Here is a 25,370-nt window from a genome sequence, read left to right as displayed (position 1 = left end):
CTTCGCGAGCGTATGAGCCTGCATCAATCAGCGTCAATCACCAACCTGGCGCCGAGAACAGTAGTGGAAATGGCGCCTACTTGACGCGCTGCAGCTTCGGCCGACCGGCAGGTGGCGGAATCTTCGGCGGCTCGGGCTCGCCATCCTGGCCGGGAACAGGGGTGCTGCCTTCCGCTTCAGCGACCGCCCCTGCGGGCTCCGGCTCGAAGGCCATGCCGCCACCGTTTTCACGGGCGTAGATGGCGGCAACGTTGCCGATCGGCACCAGCAGGTCGCGTGCGACGCCGCCGAAGCGGGCCTGAAAGGTGATGACGTCGTTGCCGATCTCGAGGCGTCCGGTCGCTTCGTAGTCGAGATTCAGGACGATCTGGCCATCGCGAACATGTTCCATCGGCACGCGCGTGCGCGCGTCTACGCTCACCGCGAGGTAGGGGGTGAAGCCGTTGTCGGTGCACCATTGGTGGATGGCGCGAATCAGATAGGGTTTGGTCGACGGCAGATCCAAGTTCGTTCCCATGCAAAGTGATCGACAATCGGCAGGGCGGCGGCGGACGCCACCGGCGAACGGCGACGCCCTGTGCAGCCTGTGCTGCGCGCTACTTGCGCATCGCTTTTTCGGAGGGCGTCAGCGCGTCGATGAAGCCCTGACGGCTGAAAATGCGCTCGCCGTACTTCAAAAGCGGCAAGGCGGTCTTCGAGAGTTCGATGCCGTAGTGGTCGAGCCGCCAGAGCAGCGGCGCGATGGCCACGTCGAGCATCGAGAACTCTTCGCCGAGCATGTGCTTCTGCTTGACGAATACCGGCGACATCTCGGTGAGACGGTCACGGATCTGCTGGCGAGCGCGGTCGGCTGTCTTGCCATTTTTCTCGAGAGGCTCGATATAAGCGAAAACTTCGCGCTCCATGGTGATCAGCAGTTGCCGCGCCCGCGCCCGCATGATGGGATCGGCGGGCATCAACTGCGGATGTGGGAAGCGCTCATCGATGTACTCGTTGATGATGTTCGGCTCGTAGAGGATGAGGTCCCGCTCGACAAGGACCGGCACACGGCCGTAGGGGTTGATGATGGCAATCTCTTCGGCTTTGGCGAAGAGATCGACATCAATCACCTGGAAATCCATGCCTTTTTCGTAGAGCACAATACGGCAACGGTGACTGAACGGGCAGGTGCTTCCCGAATAGAGATTCATCATGATCAATACCCTCAAAAACGAATCGGCACCGCGGCGGGAGCGAGCGCTTGTCGCGCCCTCGCCGGCGATGCCGTAGCCCGAAACGCGGCGTTATGCTTCAGTTACTTGATGTCTTTCCAGTAATTCTTCTTCATCTTGTAGGCGAAGCCGAAGAGAACCAGGAGATAGGCCAGGACACCGGCACCGAGTTGCTTGCGGAAGCCGGCATCCGGCTCCGCCGCCCAGACCAGGAAGCCGACCAGATCGGCAACGGTCTTGTCGTACTCGGCGGGCGTTTGCGTGCCGGGAGTGGCCAGTTCGAGATGGTGATCGCTGTTCAGAACCTGTATCCCCTGCAACTGCCAAAGAGCGTGCGGCATGCCAACGTTCTCGAAAACCAGGTTGTTCCAACCGGTCGGCCGCTTTTCGTCGCGGTAGAACGAGCGCAGATAGGTGTACAACCAGTCGGCACCGCTACCGTCCTCGGAAGCACGCGCACGGGCGACCAGAGACAGATCGGGCGGCGTCGCTCCGAACCAGATTTTCTGCTCGGCAGGGCGGGCGGCAACGCGCATCTTCTCGCCGATCTTGTCAGCCGTAAACAAGAGGTGATCCTTGATCTCCTGCTCGGAAAGGCCGATCTCGGTCAGGCGGTTGTAGCGGACGAAGCTCAAGCCGTGGCAGTTCATACAGTAGTTGACGAAGGTCCTGGCGCCGCTTTGCAGGGCGGCATTGTCGCGCTGCACTTCCGGTGCCTTTTCAAGATGAAGAGCGGCGCCGCTGGCAAAGGCAATGGCCGGAGCGACGAGCAATGCAGTGAGCAATTTTTTCATTTTGTGCTTTCCTTTACATCGTCACGCGATCAGGTTCCGGCTTGTACTTGTCGATCTTCGACCACCACGGCATGGTCAAAAAGAAGAGGAAGTAGTACAGGCTGAGAATCTGCGCCACCGGAGCACCGGGAATGACGCCGAAGAAAGCGTAGGACGGTGCTTTCGTGCCAAGGAAGCCAAGGATGAAAAAGGAGATCACGAAGATCGTCAGCAGGGTCTTGAAGATCGGACCACGATAACGGATCGACTTGACCGGGCTACGGTCCAGCCACGGCAGGAAAGCCAGGATCACGACACCGCCACCCATCGCCACGACACCCCAGAACTTGGCGTCGATGCCGAAAAGCGGCCAAACCATCGCCCGCAGGAGCGAGTAGTAAGGCGTGAAGTACCAGACCGGGGCGATGTGCGCCGGGGTCTTCAGCGGATCGGCGGGGAGGAAGTTGTTGTACTCGAGGAAGTAGCCGCCGCCTTCGGGAGCGAAGAAAACGATGATCGAGAAGACCATCAGGAAGACCACCACGCCGACGATATCCTTCACCGAGTAGTAGGGGTGAAAGGGGATGCCGTCGAGCGGAATGCCTTCGGGGGTCGTGCGCTTCTTGATTTCGACGCCGTCCGGGTTGTTCGAACCGACTTCATGCAGCGCTAGGATGTGCGCGGCAACGAGGCCGAGAAGGACCAAGGGCACGGCAATGACGTGGAAGGAGAAGAAGCGGTTGAGCGTGGCATCGCCGACGACGAAATCGCCGCGAATCCAGATCGACAGGGGCTCGCCGACCAGCGGGATGGCTGAGAACAGGTTGACGATCACCTGTGCGCCCCAAAAGGACATTTGCCCCCAGGGCAGCAGGTAGCCCATGAAGGCTTCGGCCATCAGGCACAGAAAGAGCAGCGTGCCAAAGACCCAGATCAGCTCTCGCGGCTGCCGATAGGAACCGTAGAGCATGCCACGAAACATGTGCAGGTAAACAACCAGGAAGAAGGCCGAGGCCCCGGTCGAGTGCATGTAGCGGACCAACCACCCCCAGGGCACATCGCGCATGATGTATTCGACGCTGGCGAAAGCCACCGGAATACCATCGGCGTTGAGCGAGGCGTCCGGCTTGTAGTGCATGACCAGGAAGATGCCGGTAACGATCTGAATGACCAGCACCAGCATCGCCAGCGAACCGAAGAAGTACCAGAAGTTGAAGTTTTTCGGTGCGTAGTACTCGGAGAGGTGGCCGCGCCACATCGACGTCGCCGGGAAGCGGGCGTCAAACCACTCCAGCAGATTGCCCTGCAGGGAACCATCCGACTTGTACTTCTCGAAATTGGTATTCGATGCCATCGCTTAGGCTCCCTTCTTGTGTTCGCCAATGAGGATGCGCGTGTCCGACAAATACATGTGCGGAGGCACCTCAAGGTTGGTTGGTGCCGGCTGGCTCTTGTAGACGCGGCCGGCAAAGTCGAAGTGGGAACCGTGGCAGGGACACAGGAAACCGCCGACCCAGTCGGCAGCCATGCCATCTGCGGGACCATGCTTGAATTTTGCCGAAGGCGAGCAACCGAGGTGAGTACAGATGCCGACGACGACCATGTACTCGGGCTTTATCGAGCGAGTTTCGTTCTTGCAATACTCTGGCTGCATGTCCTTTTCGGACTTGGGGTCGGCCATCTGGTCGTTGAGCGCGGGTAGCGTCTCGAGCATCGGCTTGTTGCGGTTGATGATCCACACCGGTTTGCCTCGCCACTCGACGGTCATCATCTGACCGAGTTCGAGGTTGCCGACATCGACTTCGACCGGCGCACCGGCTGCCTTGGCCCGCTCGGATGGCAGCATGCTGGACAGGAACGGTACTAGCGCGACCAGCGCCCCCGCCCCGCCAACGGCAGCGGTCGCGACGACTAGTCGCCGCCTTCCGCAGTCCACTTTGCTCTCATTGCTCATAGCGCTGATCCCTAGCACGTAATGGAAAGTTGGTACGAACTAAACCGCGGCATTATACGCTAAAGTCGATGCAGAGAAAATTTGCAGCCTTGTCCAAAGTGGTATGAGCCTGAACAGGCGGCGTGTTTCCACTCAAACATGAGCCTGAAAGAAGATGTTGGCGAAGGGCGAAACGGGTTGATCATCCTGAAGATGGTGATCAACATGAACGAAGCACAGCTTCGCACGATCGAGCAGATCGACCAATTTCTCAGCGGCAGCGCCCTCATCGAGTTGTCGACGGCAACGGCACCATGTCCAGGATCGCCAAAGACAAGGAGAAAAGGAAGCACAACGAACGGTATAAGGGCTCTGCCTGGCTCGCGTACAAGAACATCTGGTGAATACTCGACGAACAGCAAGGCGAGTACGCAGCCGTCGGCCTTCACGGGCAGGTGATTCTATATCAATCGCGACGCCGACATGGTCGTCGCCTTCCTCTCGAGTCAGCACGTCGCTTCCGCTGCCGGCAGGAGGGAGCTGAACGGACGCGGTGCGGAGTTCCTCGCCGCGACGCACCTAGCGGGCTTGGCACGGACGATCGCAAGCCGGCGGCGACAGAGCCGCCCGGCCGCCTACGAGACAAGCGGGCGGCGCTCGCGCAGGGCCTGCGCCAGCGTTCCCGCATCGACGTATTCGAGTTCGCCGCCCACCGGCACCCCGCGCGCGATGCGCGAAACGCTGACGCCGCGGCTTTTGAGCATTTCCGAGAGGTAGTGGGCGGTCGCTTCGCCTTCGTTGGTGAAATTGGTGGCGATGATCACTTCGCGCACCACGCCATCGCTGGCGCGCGCCAGCAGGCGTTCGAGGTGCAGTTCGCCAGGGCCGATGCCGTCGAGCGGCGAAACGCGCCCCATGAGCACGTAGTACAGCCCCGCATAGGCGTGCGTCTGCTCCATCATGTTCATGTCGATCGGCGTTTCGACGACACAGAGCTGGCTGGCATCGCGCTTGCTCGACAGGCAGCGGACACAAATTTCGGACTCGGTGAGCGTGTTACAGCGCTGACAGTGGCGCAGGGCGCCAAGCGCCCGCTGCAGCGCATCGGCCAGGCGCCCGGCACCGGCTCGCTCGTTCTGCAACAGGTGGTAGGCCATGCGTTGCGCCGACTTCGGACCAACGCCTGGCAAACAACGCAAAGCCTCGATCAGCGCTTCGAGACTCGACGGAGCGTTCATCAGAAAGGCAGTTTCATCCCGGGCGGCAGATTGAGCCCTGCCGAGAAGCCGGACATGCGCTCCTGAGAGAGCTCCTCGGCGCGCCGTACGCCGTCGTTGAGCGCGGCCGCAACCAGGTCTTCGAGCATTTCCTTGTCGTCCATCACCGACGGATCGATGCTCACCCGACGGACATTGTGGTTGCAGGTCATCAAGATTTTGACCATGCCGGCGCCGGACTGGCCTTCTACTTCAAGCTGGGCCAGCTCGTCCTGCGCCTTTTTCATGTTCTCCTGCATCTGCTGAGCCTGTTTCATCAGGCCGGCGATTCCGCCTTTCATCATCTTTGTTGCCTCGCTCTGGGGTAGGGGGTTTAAACGGGTTTTATGGAAGATTCGATCAGGGTGGCGTCGAACATCTCGATCACCTCGCGGACAAAGCCGTCCTGCTCCACCGCCGCGATTGCGCGATCCTGGCGCTGACGACGATCGCGCTGCACGCTCGCCGCCGGCGTCTCGCCAGTCGTGGCTTCAAGTTCGATCGCCAACTGCAAGGGACCGCCAAAACGCTCGGCCAGTAACTGCTGCAGCTTGTCCTGTGCGGGCTTCATGAGCAGGTGGCGATGTGCTGGGGCGAGACGAAGGGCGATTCGCCCCGCCTGCAATTCGCGCAGTTCACAGTGCTGGGCCAGTTCGCGGGCCATCCCGCCGACGTTGAGGGTAGCCAGGATTTCGTGCCAGTCGCCGGTGGCTGCTGACGTGAGTGGCGGAGACAGCACGGCTGCCACGGCAGCTTTTGCGATCGGTGCAGCCGGCACAACGACCGCCCGCGCTTCGCTTGCTGCCGCCGGGGCTGGTCGGGCGACCGCAGCGGCGCTGGACGACAAGGCGGGCGACGCAGCGGGTGGCACGGCGCGCGATACCGACGCCGGCGAGGGGCTCGCTGGCGAACGCTCGGCGATGGTCGCCGCGTTCGCGCTCGCGCGCGGGTGAGCAGGGGAATCGTCACTGGCCAAGGCCGGGCGGAAAGCGTGCAGGCGCAACAGGGTCATGACAAAACCGGCCTGCTCGTCGGGCGCCAGAGGCAGTTCGCGGCGACCATGGATGGCAATCTGGTAGGCAAGCTGCACGAACTCGGGGTCGAGAGCGGCCGCCAGCTCCTCGAGGCGCAGGCGCTCGGGCAGGTCCTCGGCAATCGCTTGCGGTGCCAGCTGGGCGATCTGCAGGCGAGTGAACAGGGCGGCCATTTCCTGAAGGGCGGCGTCGAAGGACAGGCTGCGGGCTGCCATCTCGTCGGCCACCCGCAACATCGCCGCGGCATCGCCGGCCAGCAAGGCGTCGACAATCGACAACAGGTGATCGAGATCAACGGCACCGAGCATCTCGCGCACCTGCACCTCCTCGACCTTGCCGGAACCATGCGCGATCGCCTGATCGAGCAGCGACAGCGCGTCACGCATACTGCCTGCGGCCGAGCGGGCCAGCAACTGCAGCGCTCCGGCTTCGGCGCTGATCGACTCGGCTTCGAGAACCTGCTTGAGGTGGCCGGCAATCAGCGGCTGCGTCATCTGCTTGAGGTTGAACTGCAGGCAGCGCGACAGAACGGTCACCGGAATTTTCTGGGGATCGGTAGTCGCCAGGATGAACTTGACGTGCTCCGGCGGCTCTTCGAGCGTCTTCAGCATGGCATTGAACGCCGAATTCGAGAGCATGTGCACTTCGTCGATGACATAGACCTTGAAGCGGCCACGGGTCGGCGCGTACACCGCATTCTCGAGCAGCTCGCGCATCTCGTCGACCTTGGTGTTTGTCGCCGCGTCCACTTCGAGCAGATCGACAAAACGCCCGCTGTCGATTTCCTGGCACGCCGAACAGATGCCGCAGGGCGTGGCGCTGACGCCAGTTTCACAATTGAGGGCCTTGGCCAGGATCCTGGCCAGCGTCGTCTTGCCGACGCCACGGGTACCGGTAAAAAGATACGCGTGGTGCAAGCGCTGGGAGGTCAGCGCGTGCGTCAGCGCCCGCACCACGTGCTCCTGGCCAACCAGGCTGGCAAAGCTTCGTGGGCGCCATTTGCGCGCCAGGACTTGGTAACTCATGAGCGGATTCTAGCAGATGGCACTGACGACTCCGGCAGCAGCAATGGACAGAAGCTGACGATTTGCGACCTGCAGAAACGGGGGCATGAGCGGAAGCTTGCGGAAGCTGGAAAGGCGGAAGAAGCCGAAAAAGCTGCAGAAGCGCCGGCGGAAGCAGCAACGAAAGACGCGGCAAAACAAGCGGCAGGCAGAAATGAAGGTGGCGAGCCTTACCCCCGGCACTCACATAAGACGGCTGTGGCTGCTTCCTTCCGGACCTGACCAGGTTGACCATCCTGCGATGCGGGGAGACCCGCCACGAAGAATGCTATCACATCAGCCACCGCCACGTCGGAAATGGCGCTGAAAGTCGTCGATGAAAGCGGCCTGCTGTTCGGCACTGCCTCCCGAGAATTCGATCGCCACCTCGAGACGCGGCAAGCGCAGGATGCCGACCTGCAGGGCCTGCAGAGGACGGCAGCGGATGTCGACGCTGCGCTCGCCCTGTTGCAGATGCCAACAGCCGTCGGCCGGCTGCTGCACCCGCCAGTCAGGTAGCAGCGGTTGTAGCTGGCGCTTGAACTCGGGCAGCGCCAGGGTCATGGCGAATTGCAGCACCAACGCTCCCGAGGCCTAACCGCCGGCGATCGGCGGCCAGATGGCCAGCACATCGCCGGCGATCAGCGCGCGCTCAGCACGCGCTGGCGGGGGAATGAACTCGCCATTGAGAAGCACCAGATGCACCAGACGCGGCGGCAGCGCCCAGGTGGCGATCAGCGCAGCGACGGTGGTCTGCTCGGGAACATCGATGGCGACCGCGTTTGTGCGCCGCGCGTCCGCGGGCAGATAATCCGAAAGAAAAGCGTACAGCTTGAGGGTGATCGGCATGGGGGTGGGTATGGGCGTGGGTATGGCAATGGGCATTACTGCGTCGCCGCCAAACCCTTGGCGAGGTAGGCTTCACTGAGCAGCAGCGGGTTGGCCAGCAAACGCACTTTCCATTCGCCAAGGCGAACCCGCCCCTGAATCAGGCCGCGCAGGACACCGATGTTCTCGCTGTGACCAATGCTGTTGGCGCCGACCAGTTGCTCGCCGTCGAAGACCAGCCGCAGGTAGCGGTACTCGGCTTCGTCGAGCAACTGCGCCGAGCTGCAACCGGGAAACTCCTGCCATTGCCCGAAGGAAGCGGAGATCAGGCCCATGGTGTCGAGGACGTTGAACACGAAGGTGCCGGGCAGGGCTGCCGACTGGCCGGCCATGTTCAGGGCGGCGATGCGCGCCTGCTCGACGGCGTCGGGCTGAATGGCATTGACGACGCGGCGACCGGTGCCGAACTCGACCGCTTCGGCGACATCGCCGGCGGCATAAATGCCGGCGACACTGGTCTGCATCGAATCATCGACAAGGATGCCGATATCGACGGCGACCCCGCTGCCGGCGAGGAAATCGACGTTCGGCTTGACGCCGGTGGCATTGATCAGCGCGTCAACCTCGACACATTCACCATCGTCGAGCGTGACTCGCAAGGCTTCGCCCGCCGGCTCGATGGAAACCACCCGCCGGCCGGTTTTAACCAGCACACCTTTTCCCTCGCACCAGCGACGAATCATCGCCCCGGCCACCTCGTCCATCATGCGCGGCACCATGCGCTCGCCCATTTCGACGACCGTCAGTTGCGGGCCGCGCGCGGCCAGCGACTCCAGGATGATGCAGCCGATGAAACCGGCGCCCATCTGCAGAACGCGCGCCCCCGGGGCAACCGCCGCGGCAATGCGGCGCGCATCGGCCAGGGTCCAGCACGACAGCACCTGCGGCAGGTCGATGCCGGGGATCGGCGGGCGTAGTGGATGCGCGCCGGTGGCGATCAACAGCTTGTCCCAGGCAAGCGTGCTGCCGTCGCTCAGGGTGACCGTCTGCTGCCCGGCGTCGAGTCCGGCAACGCGCCCGTGCAGCAACTGGATGCGCAAGCGCTCGAAGTGATCGGCATCCTTGCGCAGATAGGTGCCGGGCTCGCCAATCTTGCCGCTCAGCAGGTAGGGAATCGCCATCCGCGAGTAGGGCGGTTCCGCTTCGTCGCCGATCAGGGTGATTTCGGCCTGCGCATCGGCACGACGCAGCGTCTCGGCGGCAACGACCCCGGCCGGGCCGTTGCCGATGATCAGGTGCCTGATCACTTCACAGACCCAGGCGCGAGCGGGTGGCCGCCGTCGGCACGCCCTCGGCGGTCCAGCCGCGCAGGCTGTAGTACTCGGGAAGCATCTTGCCGATTTCGGCGACCATGCCTTTCGAACCACCGGTCTTGCACGGTTCATTGAGCAGCCGTGGCGGCAGGGTATCGTCCTTGCCGGTGATTCCCGCAGCGAGATTGAAGTCGCGTTCGAGATTCCAGATGCGCTCGCCCATCTGCAACAGCGAATCCTGCGACCAATCACCTTCACAGGCCGCCTGAATCTGCGGCTGGATGTCGTTCATGGTCCACGCGAAGGTGGTGAACACGCACAGGCCACTCGAATCGACGACCGCGGTCGCATCCTGGAACGCCTTCAGCAGTTCCGGCTTGCCGGCGGTTTCCCTGGGGTCGGTCTTGACCGGGATGCCGAACACTTCGCTGGAAACCATATAGCCGCGCAGATGGCAGGCGCCGCGGTTCGAGGTCGCGTAGGCCAGCCCCATGCCCTGCAAGGCGCGTCCGTCGTAGGCCGGGAACTCCTGCCCCTTGACGGTCATCGACAGCTCGGGCTTGCCGTACCTGGCACACACCCGCTTCGACCCCTGCCCGAGGATTTTGCCGAAGCCTTCGCCACGCGCCGTCATTTCAGCCAGTTTGCACAGCGCTTCGGCGGAGCCGAAAGGCACCTCGAGGCCGATTTCTTCCTTGCTCAGGATGCCCAGGTCGTAAAGCTCCATGACCGCGCCGACGGTGGCCCCGAAGGAAATCGGGTCCATGCCGTCTTCGTTGCACAGCAGGTTGGCGAATTGCAGCGCTTCGAGATCATCGACGCCGTTGGCGCTACCGAGCGCCCAGGCGGCTTCGTACTCGAGACCACCGTTGGCGCCCCAGTACTCGGGCCTGGTTTCCACGGAAAAATGGCTTTCGTCGATACGCGAAATCCGCCCACAGGCGATGGTGCAGCCAAAACACGCCTGATTGGTGACCAGATGCGCGCGGCCATCGCTGGCACGTTTCTCGTGCATCGCTTCGGCGGAGATCTTGCGTGCGCCTTCGAACTCGACGTCACGATGGTTGCGCGTCGGCAAGGCGCCCATTTCGTTGATCACGTTCATCAGCACCTGCGTACCGTAGGTCGGCAGGCCCTGGCCGGTGACCGCGTTCTCGGCGAGCACTTTCTTGCCGGCGGTCGTTGCCGCCATGAACGCCTTGGCATCGGCGATGTTGCCAACACCACGCGTGCCACGCACGGCAATTGCCTTGAGATTCTTCGAGCCCATCACCGCACCGACGCCGGAGCGACCGGCGGCGCGATGCAAATCGTTGACGATGGCCGCGAAGAGAACCTGGTTTTCGCCTGCACGACCGATGCTCGAAACGCGTAGCAGGGGATCCTGGTGACGCTTCTTGAGGGTCGCCTCGGTCGACCAGACGGTCGTTCCCCAGAGATCGTCCGCCGGCAGCAGCTCGGCCAGATCGTTCTCGATGTGCAGATAGACCGGCGTCGGCGACCTGCCTTCGACGATGATCATGTCCCAGCCGGCGAACTTCAGCTCGGCCCCGAAGAAGCCGCCCGAGTTCGAACAGGCAATGACCCCGGTCAAGGGTCCCTTGGTGACCACCGAATAGCGGCCGCCGGTCGAGGCCATGGTTCCGGTCAGCGGACCGGTGGCGTAGATGATCTTGTTTTCGGGTGCCAGCGGATCGACCGTGGGGTCGATTTCACTGACCAGATACTTGCTGGCCAGCCCACGTTGGCCGAGGTACTGCGCCGCCCACTCCATGTTCAGCGCTTCGCTGACACAGCTGCCCTGGGTGAGGTTGATGCGAAGAATCTTGCGAGTCCATGCCATGGTCGTCTCTCCTCAAACCCGTGCCGCACTATCGGTCTTCTGCGCCCACTTGCGCATCCGCTCGAGGCCGGTCCAGTCACTGTCGATATAGGTGATGGCGTCCGTCGGACAGGCTTCGGCGCAGGCCGGGTCGCCGCCGCAGAGGTCGCACTTCTGGACCTTGCCGGTTTCGTGGCTGTAATTGATCGTGCCGAATGGACAGGCAATGGTGCACACCTTGCAGCCGACACAGACCGCGTCCAGCACCACTTTGGCGCCGGTCGTGACGTCGATCTTGATCGCCTCGACCGGACAGGCGTTGAGACACCAGGCTTCGGCGCACTGGGTGCAGGTGTAGGGAACCTTGCGACCTTCGTGGTGAAAGTCGAAAACCTTGATCAATGACCGCGACGGGTTGAAAGCCCCGGTGTGCTCATACGAGCAGGCCATTTCACACTGCAGGCAACCGGTGCATTTGCCCGGGTCGATGTGCAAGGATTTCTGCATGACGTCTCCTCCATGAACAGATCAATGAGATTCTGCTGAACGACGCCGCAGTCCTCTCTTCCCGCTGCGACTGACTGATCACTATAGGCAATTGCCGACACTTGTAAAAGTTGCGCTGCAGCAAAGACAAGGCGGCGCGGATTGACAAGCTCGGCGAGCAACTGCTCAGCGCGCGGGCATTGCATGTGCGCCCGCAGCAACCGCATTCCGCAAATCCGACCACAGGCTGCTGCAGAAACCACGCTGACTGCCATCACTTTTTTGCTGCGTCGCAACATGGTAAGGTCAACGAACGCCGTCGCCAGACGTTAGAGTGAGCACTGGTGTAAATCCGCCATGCATCCCGCCACGAACAAACAAAGGACTCATGTGACGAAACCCGACAATCACCCGCTGCGCTTTGCGCTCAACTATGAGCTGCATGCCCGCCCCCCGGAAGCGCTGAGCATCCCCGAACAGGCCTCGTATCTCGCTCTGGCCACCGACCCAGAGAACAGGCAAGCCGAGTACGAAAGCATCGTCGAGCTATGCACGCGCTACGGCGTCACTGCGCCGGCACCGGAAGTTAATCACTTCAAGGTCGATCTGGGCACTTTCCGACTCAAGTGGGAGCGGCGCGCCGAGTGCAGCAGCTACACTTTCTTTCGCCAGGGCGAGTCCGGCGAGCCCTTCGCCCAGCCGGTAATAGCCAGCGTCCCCCGGGCCTGGCTCGACCAGCTGCCGGGGCAGGTGCTGGTGGCAGCGCACGTCGCGCTGCGCAAGGCACCGGCGGCAACGCCGGACAGCGAGGAACTGGCCAGCCTGTTTGACGGCAACCCACTCGTCGGCGGCCGCGTCGGCGACGGCGTCGCCAGCGTGCGCGCCGACTTCCGCATCCACGCAGACGGCTTCAGCCGCTTCCTGATCGACGACATCAGCCTCACCCCGCGCCAGGCGGGACGAATGGTGCAGCGCTTGCTGGAAGTGGAAACCTATCTGATGCGTGCTCTGCTCACCCTCCCGGTGGCCAGGGCCACCTTGCCGGTGCTGGCCGATGCTGACCGCCAGCTCTCGGCGCTGCTCAACGAGATGGTTGAGGTCAGAAGTGAGGACGAGCCCGCCCTCCTTGACCGGCTGACGCGGCTTGCCGCGGTCGTCGAGGGCACCATTTCGTCCACCCTGGGCCGGATTTGCGCGGCACGTGCCTACCAGGACCTGGTCGAACGCCGCCTTGCCGAACTGCGGGAAGTGCGTGTGGAAGGCGTGCAACCCATCGGCGAGTTTGTCGAACGCCGCCTGCGGCCGGCGATGAGCACCTGCGAAACAGTGGCCAGGCTCCAGGACAGCCTCTCGGAACGGATCAGTCGCGCCAGCGAAATGTTGCGTACGCGTGTCGACATCGCCTTGCAGCGGCAGAACCAGGCGCTGCTCAGCACCGCTGCGCACCGCGCAAAACTGCAGTTGCGTCTGCAGGAAACGGTGGAAGGATTGTCGGTGGCCGCGGTCAGCTACTACGTGGTCGGCCTGGTCGGTTATGCGGCCAAGGCCGTCAAGGCGGCAGGCGCACCGGTCAATCCGGAAATCGTCACCGGGATCGCGATTCCGATCGTGGTCGTCGTTGCAGCGCTGGGCGTTCGGCACATACGCCAACTGGTGCAACGCGCGATCACTTGACGGGCGTTTTCTGTACCCACTACTCTTATGCGTTGACGGATACTCGGCAAACCTCCCATGCCCACACTGTACCGCACCCATCTACCCGCCCTGGCTCTGCTTTTCGCCGATTTGGAAAATCACGCCCGCGCGCAGTCCAGGGTGTTTGTCGGCACGGCCGGGAGCGTACTGGAGCGTAGCAATGCTGATGGGTTTCGCTTTTACGCCCACCAGTTCTACGACGGCGACGGCAAGAAGCGGGAGCGTTACCTCGCTGGCCCCGTTGGAAGCTCCGCAGCAGATTCGCTGGCCCAGGCTCTGCGGCTGGCCATCACCGACACCAAAGCCGCCACGATCTCACTGCGGCTTCTGGGGCGGGAAGGCTTTGCACTGGTCAATGCCAAGACCTACGCGACCCTGGCCAGCCTGTACAACCACGGCGTATTTCAGGCGGGAGGGGTACTCATCGGCTCGCATGCCTACGGCCTGCTCCTGAACCAGCTCGGTGTGGCTGGTACTCCCTATGCCACGGAAGACATAGACATTGCCCGGCGGGAGAAACTGGCCTTTCCCGCACTTCCAGAAGCCAGTTTCCTGGAGATGCTGCAGTCCACCGGGATTCCCTTCATCGAAGTACCGCAGCTGGATGCTCGGCAGCCGTCCACCTCGTTTAAGGAAAGGGGCAGAAGCCGTTTCCATGTGGATCTGCTGGTACCGTCCGCCGGGGAAGATTTTCAGGTGGTAGCGGTGCCTGAACTGCAAGCTCACGCCACGGCTTTGCCCTACCTGGGTTATCTTCTGGCCGATTCACAAATGAGTCTGTTGATGGCGAGGGAAGGCTGCTGCATGGTGCGCGTGCCCTTGCCCGAGCGCTTTGCCCTGCACAAGCTGATGGTGTCCCAGCTGCGCACAAATCGGGGGAGCCAGTCGGAAAAGGACCTTTTCCAGGCCGCGGTCCTTCTTGCCGTGCTTGGGGAAAACCATCCCGGGGCCATCGAGGAGGCATGGCGACGAGTCCCCCTGTCCATCCTCGCTCGCCTGCGATCTGCCGTTGCCCAGATACGGCACCTGCTGGAGCCAGAGCACGTTCGCGCTTGGGAAGAGATCAACCCGGAATAGTCGCCGCTCAAGCAGTCGCCTCCCGCTCCTGTAGCTCCTTGCGCGCCCGTTACATGGCATTTTCCAGTCAATACGCCCGTTCGCGCTACGCCCGGTTCCAAAAATCTTCTGCGCGTAGTGACTCTCCAGCCTCGGCCGGATAGGATTACCCGCGCCGAGATGGAAGTTCGCCAAGGCCCTCGGGAGCGGGGCCAGGGGTGGGGGCGCCCGAAGGGCTCGGAGAGGCATCTGCCTCACCCGGGGCGCCTCCACACGAAAAGACCTAAACCCTCAAAGGAAGGCCGGCCAATGCTCGTGGCAACGACATCCTGTACGGCGATGAATTCGAGGCCGATCAGTGTGTGCTTGATTTGGCTTTGAGCGCGCTATGGACGGAATGACGTCATTGCCCGACTTCACTGCGTAGCTTTTCGGCCGCGCCACCACGCAAGCTTGCTACTGACCTTCCAGCCACCGTGTAATTGCGGCGTCGGTTCTCGCGTCGAGAAACATCTGCTCTCGCAGGCACAAGGACTGGACGTTGTTTGCGGTCATTCGGGCCAGCGAGTGGGCATCGTCCTCACCTCGCCCAAAGACGTGTCCATGCAACAGGAGCCCGCGCAAAATCCAGTTCACATCGAATCGGCTAACGCCATGGCCAACCTCACGAATTTGATCGCGCACTCGCTTGCCAGTCTCTTTCAAGTCGAAGGGCTGCTCGGCCACATCCTGGGCGATGTTTCTGAAGAGCGTCTGGTAGACGACAGGCGGCAGCAGCGGTATCCCGGACACTTCATGAACCTGCGTGGCGATCGGCAGCAGCTCCTGGTCGCACCCCCAATTCTGAGCGCTGGCGTTGAGGGACGTGCTACTGATCGCCGGCGCACTGATTCGTCGGCGAGAGTCGAATATGCAGCCGCCTCCTGCGCTCCAGTCGACTCGAAGGACGCCGAGGTGGAGCGTTTCCAGAAATTTTCTGAACGAGCTCTTGCCATTCCAGTCTGCCGCGATGGCGCCGTTCTGGGTGGTGATTAGGCTGGCGATTCGGCTGCATGGGACCGGCATTTCCGATTTGGCGACCTCTTCCTCGATGAGTCGAGTAATACGCGTCAGCTCGGTATCGATGGAAGCCTTCGGCACCGCTGTTGTGAGCGAAGGCGCGGTGTGGCGACGTGGGTCGTAGATGGTGCCACCGCCGGCGGTGGTGATCATCAGTGGCGTTAGATTCCACGACGCGAGCAGAGCCCGAAAGCTGCCGTGGCCAGCCCATGTTGAGGCGTCCATCCCGTCGACGGTGGAGAGAATCTTTGCGGCAAGCTTGGCCATAGCGACCGGCATCGGCGATTCCGTAACGGTTTGCTCGACGAGGATGCGTGCAGCAGCAGCGAGCGCACGGTCGTCGACCGTGCGGGTCGCGGGCGCAGCCGGAAGTTCAGGCGATGGAGATTCGTCGTCGTCCTTGAAACCGAGCGCATGGCGAACGAAATTGTCCTGATCAATGAGCAGGTCGGCCGACGCCCGGTAGGCTGCCGAAGGAAATCCGATCGCCAACACCGTCGTGCGCCGGTCCCAGCGGCGGAGCTTGCGCAGCACCGGGGTGAAGTCAGCGTCCGCTGAAAACACGATGAACTCGTCGTAGTGGACCTCGTGCTGCAACAGATCGACGATGTCGAGCACCATGTGGATGTCCGTGCTTGTCTTTCCCTCGCTCGTCAGGGCGGGACAGTCGATGATCTGGAAGCCGGCCAGGTTGAAGGAGGGTCGGAAGCGTTGATACGCCTGCGGATTGAGGTAACAGCGTCGCACGAGGACGCGGCGGCGCGCATTGACAGGGGAGTGGTCGGGCAATTCCAGAGCCTCGACGACCCAGTTCATCCATTTCAGCGGCTGGTGCGCAAAGCGGTCGGCGATGGCTTGGTCGAGCTTTCTCAGCCCGGAGTAAACGTTGTCAAAGTCGACGAATAGCGCGCTTTTCACGAGGGCAGGTCCTTACGATTGGTGTTGCTATTGCACACGGGGAGGCTCCCTCACACCGGTCTCATTGCTGCCCGTGACGCCGCGTAAACGCCATCAGCCGTTGATAGCGGGAGTCGTCGCTGGCCTCTGGCCAGGCTTTCGCTATCGTATCCAGGCAATGGTGAAGCCCACCTGGTGCCCAAGCTTGGTCGGCGATGATCGTATCGAGAAGCTGCAGGGAAGCTTGCGGGTGTTGGCCGCACAGGCCTGACTCGTGCAGAGGGTCAACGACATAGTCCGGGTACTCCAACGGCATCAACCACTCATGCAGGGTCTGCAGCGCTACAGGAAAGGCGGCATCGGAAGCTATGGCGAGGCATGCGAGTCGCTCCGCAATGTGCTCGGAGGCGAGTTCAAGAAACTTTGGCCAGATCCTATGCCAATAGGGTTTGATACGATTGTTCCAATGGCTTTCGCGCTGGTCGCCAGCGCCTTCGAGGGCGTGCACGAGGGCCTGTGCGGCTTCCTCCAAGCCCTCCTGCGGCAAATCGGCCGTAGCTTGGCGCAGTTCGTCCGTGGAGAAAACGTCTGCAAAGTCTAGTGCGGCATAGGTGAGGAGGTCCGCATACGCGCGACCATACTCACCGAACTCGCGGTAATGAAGGGCGGTATCGAGAAAGTCATTCTTTAAGGCGGCAAGCAGTGGCCGGTACAAGCGTGGCGACCAAAGGAAGCCTTCCCAAGTCGCGCGCGCTTCGATCACCGATCGCTGCCAGTTGAACAGGGGTAGCAGGCACCTTGTCGTCCAGTCCTGGTCCACCCGGAATAGCGCGATCACGTTAGCTGCGAGCAGAACGCGGGCGTGACGATACTGAGCCACCTCAGGATCGCAGAGCATGTCGAATAGTTGTGCCAGACCGTTTGGCAAACGCTGTCCATCCTCGGGTTGACGACTGAAGCAGTAAGCAAGCAAGGCTTGAGTGATGTGGCCCACTGGGTGATTGACGGCTCGCGTGACAAGTTCCTCTGTGGTCTCATCGTCCTCGTGATCCATCGCCAGAAAGCGGTGACAGAGCGCGAGGAAGACCGCTTCGTCCCGGTCAAGGATCTTTGCCACCGCCTTTAACCACCTAGTTCCGGCTTGGCCGACGACGAGCAGTGTGTCGTCGGGCATGCGTTGCAGAGTAGCTGCCAGGTACCGCCAGGAACGGAGCAGCAGCTTGCCCTCGCTCCAGGCTTCTAGCGCGTCACGCCAGCGCTTGGCAGGCCATGTATCCTCATGTGCGAGAGCGCACAAAGCGCAAGCTGCGGTCGAAAACTTGTCTCGGCAGATCTCGCTCCAGTCGTCCTCGTGCCAGCTGTTTGATGACGGTGGAAGCCGCAGACACTTCACTAAGTGGCGCCGCTGGCGTGGCAGCCTTTCGAATTGACGCCGATCTTCGTCGCCGGGATCTCCCGTGCCACTCATCCAGAACGAGAACTCGTCACTTTCATTTTTTGCAAGCTGCCAATCCGGGTGAGCAAAGATCAAGGCTTCAAGTCGCGTCTTTGCGTCGCCATAGAGAACACAGCCACCGAAAGCCAGCTTGGCCAAGCGTCGCCATACCTTTCCATTCAGTAACTGCCGCGACGGATCAGAGTCGCTGCCCACCACCGCGCCGGGCGGTCCTGCCAAAATGCCTGCTTGCAGGCGGCCGAGTGGCTGCGCCTCTAGCTCGGCGCCTCGCAACACCTGCAGGCGCATCGTTTCGCGGTATGTCTCCACGGACCATAACCAGCAAGCGCCGTCTTTCAGAAGCCACTCTACCCACTCGCCGTCGGTGCCGACGCCGTCATGAGTCGCGGCAAACAGAGCCAGGCGCTTAATGGCTGGGTAGGGTTGTTCCCACCAATCTGCCGCCACGCGGTGGGCACGGGCGGGATCGCTTTCCAGTGTCTCAAGCCAGGCATCGCGCAGGATCTCGATCAGCGACACCCAACCACGGAAACCCCTGTTCTGCGCGTGCGGGCTAATCGAGGGCTGGCCGGCAAAGGATCGATCACGCCGGTCGTTCGCGTCACCCATTTCGCGCATCAGGTCCAGCGCGTCACGCAGCAGACCTTGAACGTCTGCCAGTAGCTGCGGCAGTGCTGCTCGCCAGGCTGGCGAGTGCGCCAGACGTTTTAGCGATGCGTGAACATGCTTGGTGGCTAAAACAATTTCCCAGTCGACCAGATCTCTTACCCGCTCCGGTCGGCCCGCAGGCGCAGGCGGTTCACCCCAAAGGAAGGGCTGACGCAGCGCTATCCGCGGTGCCAGCATTTCTCGCAAGTCCAGGCGCAAGCTGAGCGTGAGTCCGTCATGAGCTAAGCGCTTCTGCCAGCGCTGCAGGTCGAAGTGGTCCCCTGGGGACTTCGCGCGTCCGGAGAGGAGAAGGCGCCAAAGGGTTCGCATCATCGGGCTTGGGACGGCCTTCGGCGCATTGGTCAGGATACGTTGGAGTTCCTCGACATTCTCGTCGCGCTCAAGCCTGGCCAGTTCGCTCAAACGATCGTCGAGTGCCGAAGCGAAATGGCCGTTCAGTTGCCCGCCGTGCCTGGCAACCCACAATGCCAGCGCCGGATCGTCCAAATGGCGGGTCAACCATCGCCCCAACTGCATCATGACCTTATCGCAATGGCTAGCGAAACCGCTCCCATCGACCAGGGTCATCCGTGACGCATGCGTGTAGGGCGCCGGGCGGCACATCAAGTTAAAGGTCAGTTTGTCGTCACGCGTTGGCTGAGGTGCCACGCCGAAGCGGTCAAGGTCCGCGTGCCGGCAGCGCTCCTCACTCAGCGCTTCCAGCCAATCCAGTGACGGCGCCGGATCGAAGTCGGCGAAGCGTCTGGCAGGCTGGCCGGATTCATCGGACAGCGCCCAGAGCATTCGTCCGACGAAATCATCTTGCCGCGTGCTGGCCTGCGGCCGCGTCATCGCGTACTCAACGACGATACGCTCCTTGCCGAGCACACCGTCGCGATAGGTGTCGGCCCATGCCCTCAGAGTGCGATGCAGGGCTGAATGGTCAGTGCCGCCCGATAGCACTTCGTAGAGAATCGGCGTGACGCCTTTGGCTTTCCACTCGATCTTTTGCTGGTCTTCCTGGCCCGCCTGAGCGCCGTCGTAGTCGGCAAATGCATAGGCGTCGGGTGTCACCTCACCAAGCATGCGGTCTGCCGCGAGCGCATCCATCATGTAGCGCAGTACCGGGTCATTGATGCTGTAACCGACGAAGCACACGACGTAGTTGCGGAACAGCTCGCTGACGAAACGAGCGGCCCAGCGCTCGGTCAGGTAGGCCAGACCAAAATCGCCACTGGTCAGCACCAGGCGATTCAGTGCGTTCTCGTCCGGAGTCTTGGGGAGGAGCCCGTGCAAATAGACGATTCCGTTCCAGCGACTGTCTTTTGGGATCGGCAGCAAGGGTGCTGGATACGCCGGAATGACTGGCTGCGCGCGCGCGATGAGCCCCTCGAAAATGCGGTCGAAGTTGGTGGTAACGAGGCGGAGTGCGTTGTCGCGGTCGCGTGCAAGCTGGATCAGGGAGCGATGGTTGTCCATCGCTCCCTTGCGTCGCAGCTTCGGCTGCAGGACTTTCATCAGCGCCGTTCGCACCGCGCGTCGCTGCCCAGGAGTTCGCCGTTCAAGCAAATCCAGCGTGGCATCGTATTGCTGCCTAGAGTAAGCCTGTTCCTCAACGGCATTGCGCTGCGTTCCCAAGTCGGCATAGATTTCGTCGACCAGACCACGAAAACCTGGCAACCCCGCCGGATAGGAAATTCCAGCGCCACAGAAGAACACCACACGGCCTTTCTCGTGCGCCTGCAACAGCTGCTCGGGAACGTGGGGGCCGTGCTTGACGAACTGCATGATCAGCTCGGCGTGGGGAATGCACGTGCCAAGGTGGCCGACCGCAGAACAGTGTTGGCTTTACGGATGGCGGTATGTTTGGCTTTGAGCGGGCCGAACCAAACCAGCAGCCGGCCGAAGCCGTTCTGAATATTCAGAGGTGGCACGGGCACTTTGACTGTCATGCGTATTTTAAAGCTCCCGCGCCAGATAGCATCCGGAACCTTCCGGAGAGATGTCCCGCGCATTAAGCGGTACTTTCTCTTTCAGCAGATGGTAGCGCACAAATGCCGAAGTCGTAAGTCCGGAAGCCGCTCGCAGGTGATTAAACGGTGCGACCCGAAGGGTAGCGGGGCAGGCGATTTCCCAGCCAGTGACGACGATCAACGCTGGGGCGCGGCGTACAGATTTAAGGACAGCACGGCAACTGTGTCGCCGCTCCCCCTCTCCCCCAACCCCTCCCCCGCGAGGGGGGAGGGGAGCAGGCGGCGGGTGGGCGGGGGGCTTTTGATTTCTAGCGAGGTGCGGAGCGGTCCTTGCAAATGGCTTAGAATCTGCTTCTTGCGAATCTGGCTGAGCGAGGCTGCACGCTGGCGACGGCCGGATCGTCCCTCGGCCGATGGCGGTCGCCAACTCTGCTCGTGAATGAATATCTTATGGAAGCGACCCGCATCTGCCTTGTCCGTCATGGCGAAACATCCTGGAACGCGGAAAAGCGAATTCAGGGGAATATCGACGTTGGCCTGAATGAGGCGGGGCTGGCGCAGGCGGAGGCCGCTGCGCGGTGGCTGTCGCCGCTGGCCATCGAGGCGCTCTACAGCAGCGACTTGCAGCGGGCGCGGCAAACGGCGCAAGGCCTGGCGGGCGTCCTGAAGCTGGCGCCGATCCTGCGGCCGGAATTTCGCGAGCGACGCTACGGGCTTTTCGAAGGGCTGACCTACGAGCAGTCGCGAAGCCGCTACCCGGACGTGTATTCCCTGTTCGAAGAGCGGGTGCCGGATTTCGTGATTCCGTACGGCGGCGAGAGTCTGCAGCAACTGCACCTGCGGGTCAGCACCGGTTTACGGCGCCTGGTCGACGAGCACCGTGGCCAGACGATCGCGGTGGTGACGCACGGCGGCGTGCTGGACATCGTCAACCGCCTGGTGCGCGGCACTTCCTTGCGCCAGCCGCGCGATTTCCTGATTCCCAACGCCGGTATCAACTGGGTAAGCGCCACGGGCGACAGCTGGCGCATGGAAGCGTGGGGCGTGACCGACCATCTGGCGATGGTCGGGCTTGACGAATTACCGTAGCTGCGCAGAAGAAACAACACCGATAGTGCCGCCGCCGGCCAAAAAGGAGTGCCGGCCGCATGCCAACATTCAATCGTTCATGCTTTCGGCTGCACCGCGCCGTGACGCGTTGACTCGTCCATCAGCTCCAGCAGCGACGAAATCCCCTGCCGCAGATTCCCGAGCCCGGGTTGCGGCATTTTTCCCAGAGCACCGCGCAGCCGGCCCTGCATCGGGCCAGGAATATCCTTGACGACGTCGACGCCGGCATCCGTGAGATGCAGACGGACGACGCGGTTGTCGGTATCGCGCCTTTCGCGGCGGACCAACTGGCGCAGTTCGAGCTTGTCGAGCAGGTTGCTGGCGGTAGAAGGCTTGATATGCAGCGCGCTGGCGAGCTGCGAGACACGCAAGCCGGGGCGGGCCGAAATTTGCCACAGTGCCCACAGCTGCGAACCACTCAGGCCGTGCCGGTCGTCGATGTTCTGCATGCCATTCTGAACCGAGCGCACCAGTTCCAACAGCTTGCCGAAGGTGTCGTCCGCGCCCTCGCGGATCGTAGCGGCCCCGTCCGGGGCCTGCCGATCTGCGGCCTGCTCCGGCGAACCATCCTTGCTTGTGTGAGTCATTGTGCGAACCCTTGCGTTGCCAGAGAATTGATTTTGTGCAATACTATTCTGCTCACACTATTTGTACAAGCGAAATTTTCCCCTGACGCTTGTCAACCCGGAGCTACATGGACAAAGCAATCCTCGAACAAATTCTTTCCGTCGGCCAGCAACTCTCGCCGACGATAACCTCGACCTTGCGCATCAGCCTGATCTTCGTGCTCGCCTGGCTGGCGATGGCTTTTTCACACAAGCTGATCCGAACCTTCCGTATCTACATCAGCCGCAGCATTCGCGATAGCGAAGAGGTACAGCGAGCGGAGACCCTGGGCCGCGTCTTCCGCTACGCCGTGTCGGTGATCATTTCGCTGGTCGCCAGCGTCCTGGTGCTGGCCGAACTGGGTGTTTCCGTTGCCCCGATCCTCGGCGCTGCCGGTGTTGTCGGCGTCGCCGTCGGTTTTGGCGCGCAGAGTCTGGTCAAGGATTACTTTTCGGGCTTCTTCCTGCTGCTCGAGAACCAGATCCGCCTGGGCGATGTCGTCGAAGCGGGCGGCAAGAGCGGCATGGTCGAGGAAATTACTTTGCGCTATGTGCGCATGCGCAACTACGATGGCCACGTGCACTTCGTTCCGAACGGCAGCATCAGCACCGTTACCAGCATGACCCGCGGCTTCGCGCAGGCGGTGGTCGACGTCGGCGTCGCCTATCGCGAAAGCGTCGATCAGGCGCTCGCGGTGATGCGTAGCGTCGGCACCGAGTTGCGCGCAGACCCTGCTTTCGCGACCAAGATCCTTGACGACATCGAGATCGTCGGCGTCGAGTCCTGGGGCGATTCGGCGGTGATCCTGCGCTGCCGCTTCAAGGTCGTGGCCATCGAACAGTGGACCGTTCGCCGCGAATATCTGCGCCGCCTCAAAGACGCTTTCGATGCTGCCGCCATCGAGATTCCCTATCCGCATCTCACCGTCTATCCCGGACAGGCCAAGGACGGCTCAGGCCCACCCCTGTATCTGTCGATGGACGGTGCCACGCAACACCCCGGAGGTACGCAATGAAAGTCACAAAATCCGTCGTTGCACACAGCCTGTTCAGCGAACAGGACATTTACCTCTTTCGCGAGGGCAAGCACACCCGGCTCTACGACCGCTTCGGCGCGCACGCCACGGAAAAGGGGGGCCAACGCGGCTTCCAGTTCAGCGTCTGGGCGCCCAATGCCGAGAAAGTGTCGGTGGTCGGCGACTTCAACAATTTTCAGGCCGGCAGTCACTACCTTCTTAGTCGCCCCGATCACTCGGGCATCTGGGAGGGTTTCATCGCCGGACCGGCGCTGGGCGACAGCTACAAGTTCCAGATCAGCAGCCGGCACGGTACGCAGGAGAAAGCCGATCCCTTTGCCCGTCAATCCGAGGAGCCGCCGCGCAGCGCTTCGCGCCTGTGCACCCTCGACTACAACTGGAGCGACAGCGAATGGATGGCCAAGCGCCGGGCGATCAATGCCCTCGATGCGCCGCTGTCGATCTACGAAGTGCATCTCGGTTCCTGGCGGCGCATTCCCGAGGACGGCAACCGCTCGCTGAGCTACCGTGAAATGGCTCATCAGTTGACCGCCTACGTCCAGGAAATGGGCTTCACCCACGTCGAGCTGATGCCGGTGATGGAGCATCCCTTCTATGGCTCATGGGGCTATCAGACGACTGGCTATTTCGCGCCGACAGCCCGCTACGGGACACCGGAAGATCTGATGTTGCTGATCGACACCCTGCATCAGGCCGGGATCGGCGTCATCCTCGACTGGGTGCCCTCGCACTTTCCCGCCGATGGCCATGGGCTGGCCAACTTCGACGGCACCTGCCTGTACGAGCACGAGGACCCGCGGCAGGGCTTCCACCCGGACTGGAAAAGTTCGATCTTCAACCTCGGGCGCAATGAAGTGCGCGGCTTCCTGATGTCCAGCGCGCTCTTCTGGCTCGACAAGTACCATATCGACGGCTTGCGCGTCGATGCCGTCGCCTCGATGCTTTACCTCGACTACGGGCGCGAGGAAGGCGAATGGATCCCGAACGAACACGGCGGCCGCGAAAACCTCGAGTCGATGAGTTTTCTGCGCAGCCTCAACGAAGCCGTCTATCGCGACCATCCGGACGTGCAGACGATGGCCGAAGAGTCCACCGCCTGGCCGCTGGTTTCGCGCCCGACCTATATGGGTGGCCTGGGTTTTGGCATGAAATGGAACATGGGCTGGATGAACGACACCCTGAAGTATTTCCAGCTGCAGCCGCTGTTCCGCAAATACCAGCACGACAAGCTGACGTTCACGATCTGGTACGCGTTCACCGAAAATTTCGTCCTGCCCCTGTCGCACGACGAAGTGGTGCACGGCAAGGGCGCGCTGATCGGCAAGATGCCGGGCGACGAGTGGCAGCAGTTCGCCAATCTGCGCTTGCTCTATGGCCTGATGTGGACCCATCCCGGCAAGAAGCTGCTGTTCATGGGCGGCGAAATCGGCCAGCGACGCGAGTGGCAGCATGAGGAAAGCCTCGAATGGCACATCCTGCAATACCCGCTGCACGCAGGCGTGCAGTCCTGGGTCAAAGACCTCAATCGTGTCTATCGCCAGGAAAAAGCGCTGCATGAGCGGGATTTCAACAGCGACGGCTTCGCCTGGATCGATGCCCAGAACTGGGAGGAAAGCGTCATCAGCTTCCTGCGCTACGGCAAGCACCGCGACGACACCATGCTGGTGGTCTGTAACTTTACACCGGTACCGCGCCACGACTACGTCGTCGGCGCGCCGCGCGGCGGCCAGTGGCGGGAGGTGCTGAACAGCGACGCCCCCCTCTATGGTGGCAGTGGCATGGGTAATCTTGGTCAGGTCGAGGCCTCTCCGCAGGCCGCGCACGGCTATTGCCATTCCCTGTCGCTGACCGTGCCGCCGCTGGCAGTGCTGGTCTTCAAGCCGATCCCCGAGAACCAATCCCTTTCATGAGCGATGACGTTTTCGCCCTGTACACGCCAGGAGGAATCCGGGCCAGAGCTGCGGTCGTGCATCCCTCTTGCCTGCGCTCGACAATCCCGTCACGCTTGGCTGCTACATGGTGTGATCACCAATGGCGCCCTGCCAACCGTCGCCCGCCTGATCCTGCAAAACGGTCGGCCCGGCCGGATAGAGCAGCCCCTGGCCGTACCGGCTTGCAGCCGGTTCGCCTCGCCA

22 protein-coding genes and 1 other RNA gene are annotated in these 25,370 nt (G+C 62.0%); 6 read left to right on the top strand and 17 right to left on the bottom strand.

All coding sequences use genetic code 11. The features are described 5' to 3' along the window. Window positions 1-76: 76 nt before the first annotated feature. The 5 genes from QZ648_RS22050 to petA all read right to left on the bottom strand — a co-directional run bounded on the left by QZ648_RS22050 (window position 77) and on the right by petA (window position 3,938). A complete protein-coding gene (locus QZ648_RS22050) occupies window positions 77-517 on the bottom strand; it encodes a ClpXP protease specificity-enhancing factor (RefSeq protein ID WP_248595445.1) in 441 nt (146 codons plus the stop codon). 79 nt (window positions 518-596) lie between these two features. Further along, window positions 597-1,193, bottom strand: a complete 597-nt coding sequence (locus QZ648_RS22045; RefSeq protein ID WP_169067159.1) for a glutathione S-transferase N-terminal domain-containing protein — start codon at window positions 1,191-1,193, stop codon at window positions 597-599. 101 nt (window positions 1,194-1,294) lie between these two features. Further along, on the bottom strand, window positions 1,295-2,005 hold the full coding sequence (locus QZ648_RS22040) for a cytochrome c1 (protein WP_291998304.1): 711 nt from the start codon (window positions 2,003-2,005) through the stop codon (window positions 1,295-1,297). Window positions 2,006-2,018: 13 nt separating this feature from the next. Further along, window positions 2,019-3,338 carry a cytochrome bc complex cytochrome b subunit gene (locus tag QZ648_RS22035; protein WP_169067157.1) on the bottom strand — a complete coding sequence of 440 codons (1,320 nt, stop codon included), beginning with the start codon at window positions 3,336-3,338 and terminating at the stop codon, window positions 2,019-2,021. Window positions 3,339-3,341: 3 nt separating this feature from the next. Then, window positions 3,342-3,938, bottom strand: coding sequence for a ubiquinol-cytochrome c reductase iron-sulfur subunit (gene petA, locus QZ648_RS22030; RefSeq protein WP_169067156.1), 597 nt, complete (start codon window positions 3,936-3,938; stop codon window positions 3,342-3,344). 138 nt (window positions 3,939-4,076) lie between these two features. Between petA and QZ648_RS22025 the strand changes: the two genes are divergently transcribed. Further along, window positions 4,077-4,376, top strand: coding sequence for a hypothetical protein (locus tag QZ648_RS22025; RefSeq protein ID WP_291998303.1), 300 nt, complete (start codon window positions 4,077-4,079; stop codon window positions 4,374-4,376). 176 nt (window positions 4,377-4,552) lie between these two features. Here QZ648_RS22025 and recR read toward each other — a convergent pair whose 3' ends face one another. The 9 genes from recR to QZ648_RS21980 all read right to left on the bottom strand — a co-directional run bounded on the left by recR (window position 4,553) and on the right by QZ648_RS21980 (window position 11,720). Continuing rightward, a complete protein-coding gene (recR, locus tag QZ648_RS22020) occupies window positions 4,553-5,155 on the bottom strand; it encodes a recombination mediator RecR (RefSeq protein WP_169067154.1) in 603 nt (200 codons plus the stop codon). Then, window positions 5,155-5,478: a YbaB/EbfC family nucleoid-associated protein gene (locus QZ648_RS22015; protein ID WP_169067153.1), complete on the bottom strand. Its 324-nt coding sequence runs from the start codon at window positions 5,476-5,478 to the stop codon at window positions 5,155-5,157. Before QZ648_RS22015 ends, recR begins: the two co-directional genes overlap by 1 nt. A gap of 29 nt (window positions 5,479-5,507) precedes the next feature. Continuing rightward, on the bottom strand, window positions 5,508-7,232 hold the full coding sequence (gene dnaX, locus QZ648_RS22010) for a DNA polymerase III subunit gamma/tau (protein ID WP_291998302.1): 1,725 nt from the start codon (window positions 7,230-7,232) through the stop codon (window positions 5,508-5,510). A 198-nt stretch (window positions 7,233-7,430) separates the two neighbouring features. Beyond that, window positions 7,431-7,529, bottom strand: an RNA gene (gene ffs, locus QZ648_RS22005) — signal recognition particle sRNA small type. Window positions 7,530-7,547: 18 nt separating this feature from the next. Continuing rightward, on the bottom strand, window positions 7,548-7,829 hold the full coding sequence (locus QZ648_RS22000; RefSeq protein WP_291998301.1) for a hypothetical protein: 282 nt from the start codon (window positions 7,827-7,829) through the stop codon (window positions 7,548-7,550). Window positions 7,830-7,844: 15 nt separating this feature from the next. After that, the gene (locus QZ648_RS21995; RefSeq protein ID WP_169067177.1) at window positions 7,845-8,099 is read right to left on the bottom strand and encodes a MoaD/ThiS family protein; all 255 of its coding nucleotides are present in this window, start codon (window positions 8,097-8,099) and stop codon (window positions 7,845-7,847) included. Window positions 8,100-8,134: 35 nt separating this feature from the next. Beyond that, window positions 8,135-9,382, bottom strand: a complete 1,248-nt coding sequence (locus tag QZ648_RS21990; RefSeq protein WP_291998408.1) for an FAD-dependent oxidoreductase — start codon at window positions 9,380-9,382, stop codon at window positions 8,135-8,137. A 4-nt stretch (window positions 9,383-9,386) separates the two neighbouring features. Further along, window positions 9,387-11,234: an aldehyde ferredoxin oxidoreductase family protein gene (locus QZ648_RS21985; RefSeq protein ID WP_291998300.1), complete on the bottom strand. Its 1,848-nt coding sequence runs from the start codon at window positions 11,232-11,234 to the stop codon at window positions 9,387-9,389. 12 nt (window positions 11,235-11,246) lie between these two features. Then, window positions 11,247-11,720, bottom strand: coding sequence for a 4Fe-4S dicluster domain-containing protein (locus tag QZ648_RS21980; RefSeq protein WP_169067150.1), 474 nt, complete (start codon window positions 11,718-11,720; stop codon window positions 11,247-11,249). A 369-nt stretch (window positions 11,721-12,089) separates the two neighbouring features. Between QZ648_RS21980 and QZ648_RS21975 the strand changes: the two genes are divergently transcribed. Both QZ648_RS21975 and QZ648_RS21970 read left to right on the top strand, forming a co-directional pair. After that, window positions 12,090-13,373 (top strand): DUF3422 domain-containing protein, encoded by a 1,284-nt coding sequence (locus tag QZ648_RS21975; RefSeq protein WP_169067149.1) that lies wholly within the window; start codon window positions 12,090-12,092, stop codon window positions 13,371-13,373. Window positions 13,374-13,430: 57 nt separating this feature from the next. Next, entirely contained in the window at window positions 13,431-14,471 is a 1,041-nt protein-coding gene (locus tag QZ648_RS21970; RefSeq protein WP_291998299.1) for a GSU2403 family nucleotidyltransferase fold protein, read from the top strand. 435 nt (window positions 14,472-14,906) lie between these two features. Here QZ648_RS21970 and QZ648_RS21965 read toward each other — a convergent pair whose 3' ends face one another. Together QZ648_RS21965 and dsr1 are read right to left on the bottom strand one after the other, a co-directional pair. Continuing rightward, window positions 14,907-16,427 (bottom strand): NYN domain-containing protein, encoded by a 1,521-nt coding sequence (locus tag QZ648_RS21965; RefSeq protein WP_291998298.1) that lies wholly within the window; start codon window positions 16,425-16,427, stop codon window positions 14,907-14,909. A 61-nt stretch (window positions 16,428-16,488) separates the two neighbouring features. Continuing rightward, entirely contained in the window at window positions 16,489-20,298 is a 3,810-nt protein-coding gene (gene dsr1, locus QZ648_RS21960) for an anti-phage defense-associated sirtuin Dsr1 (protein WP_291998297.1), read from the bottom strand. A 635-nt stretch (window positions 20,299-20,933) separates the two neighbouring features. Between dsr1 and QZ648_RS21955 the strand changes: the two genes are divergently transcribed. Continuing rightward, complete coding sequence (locus tag QZ648_RS21955) at window positions 20,934-21,572, top strand: histidine phosphatase family protein (RefSeq protein WP_169065057.1); 639 nt, start codon at window positions 20,934-20,936, stop codon at window positions 21,570-21,572. Window positions 21,573-21,649: 77 nt separating this feature from the next. On the opposite strand, the gene QZ648_RS21950 is transcribed toward QZ648_RS21955, so the two are convergent. After that, window positions 21,650-22,180 (bottom strand): MarR family transcriptional regulator, encoded by a 531-nt coding sequence (locus tag QZ648_RS21950; protein ID WP_169065056.1) that lies wholly within the window; start codon window positions 22,178-22,180, stop codon window positions 21,650-21,652. A 107-nt stretch (window positions 22,181-22,287) separates the two neighbouring features. Here QZ648_RS21950 and QZ648_RS21945 point away from each other — a divergent pair, with 107 nt between their 5' ends. Together QZ648_RS21945 and glgB are read left to right on the top strand one after the other, a co-directional pair. Then, window positions 22,288-23,214, top strand: a complete 927-nt coding sequence (locus QZ648_RS21945) for a mechanosensitive ion channel family protein (RefSeq protein WP_169065055.1) — start codon at window positions 22,288-22,290, stop codon at window positions 23,212-23,214. Next, window positions 23,211-25,145, top strand: coding sequence for a 1,4-alpha-glucan branching protein GlgB (gene glgB, locus QZ648_RS21940; RefSeq protein ID WP_169065054.1), 1,935 nt, complete (start codon window positions 23,211-23,213; stop codon window positions 25,143-25,145). Before QZ648_RS21945 ends, glgB begins: the two co-directional genes overlap by 4 nt. The last annotated feature ends 225 nt before the right edge of the window (window positions 25,146-25,370 follow it).

The sequence above is a fragment of the Candidatus Accumulibacter sp. ACC012 genome, from assembly GCF_907163155.1.
GTDB lineage: Bacteria > Pseudomonadota > Gammaproteobacteria > Burkholderiales > Rhodocyclaceae > Accumulibacter > Accumulibacter delftensis.
Note: the sequence above shows the minus strand (reverse complement) of the source record. Positions and strands in the feature narration are given on the sequence as shown.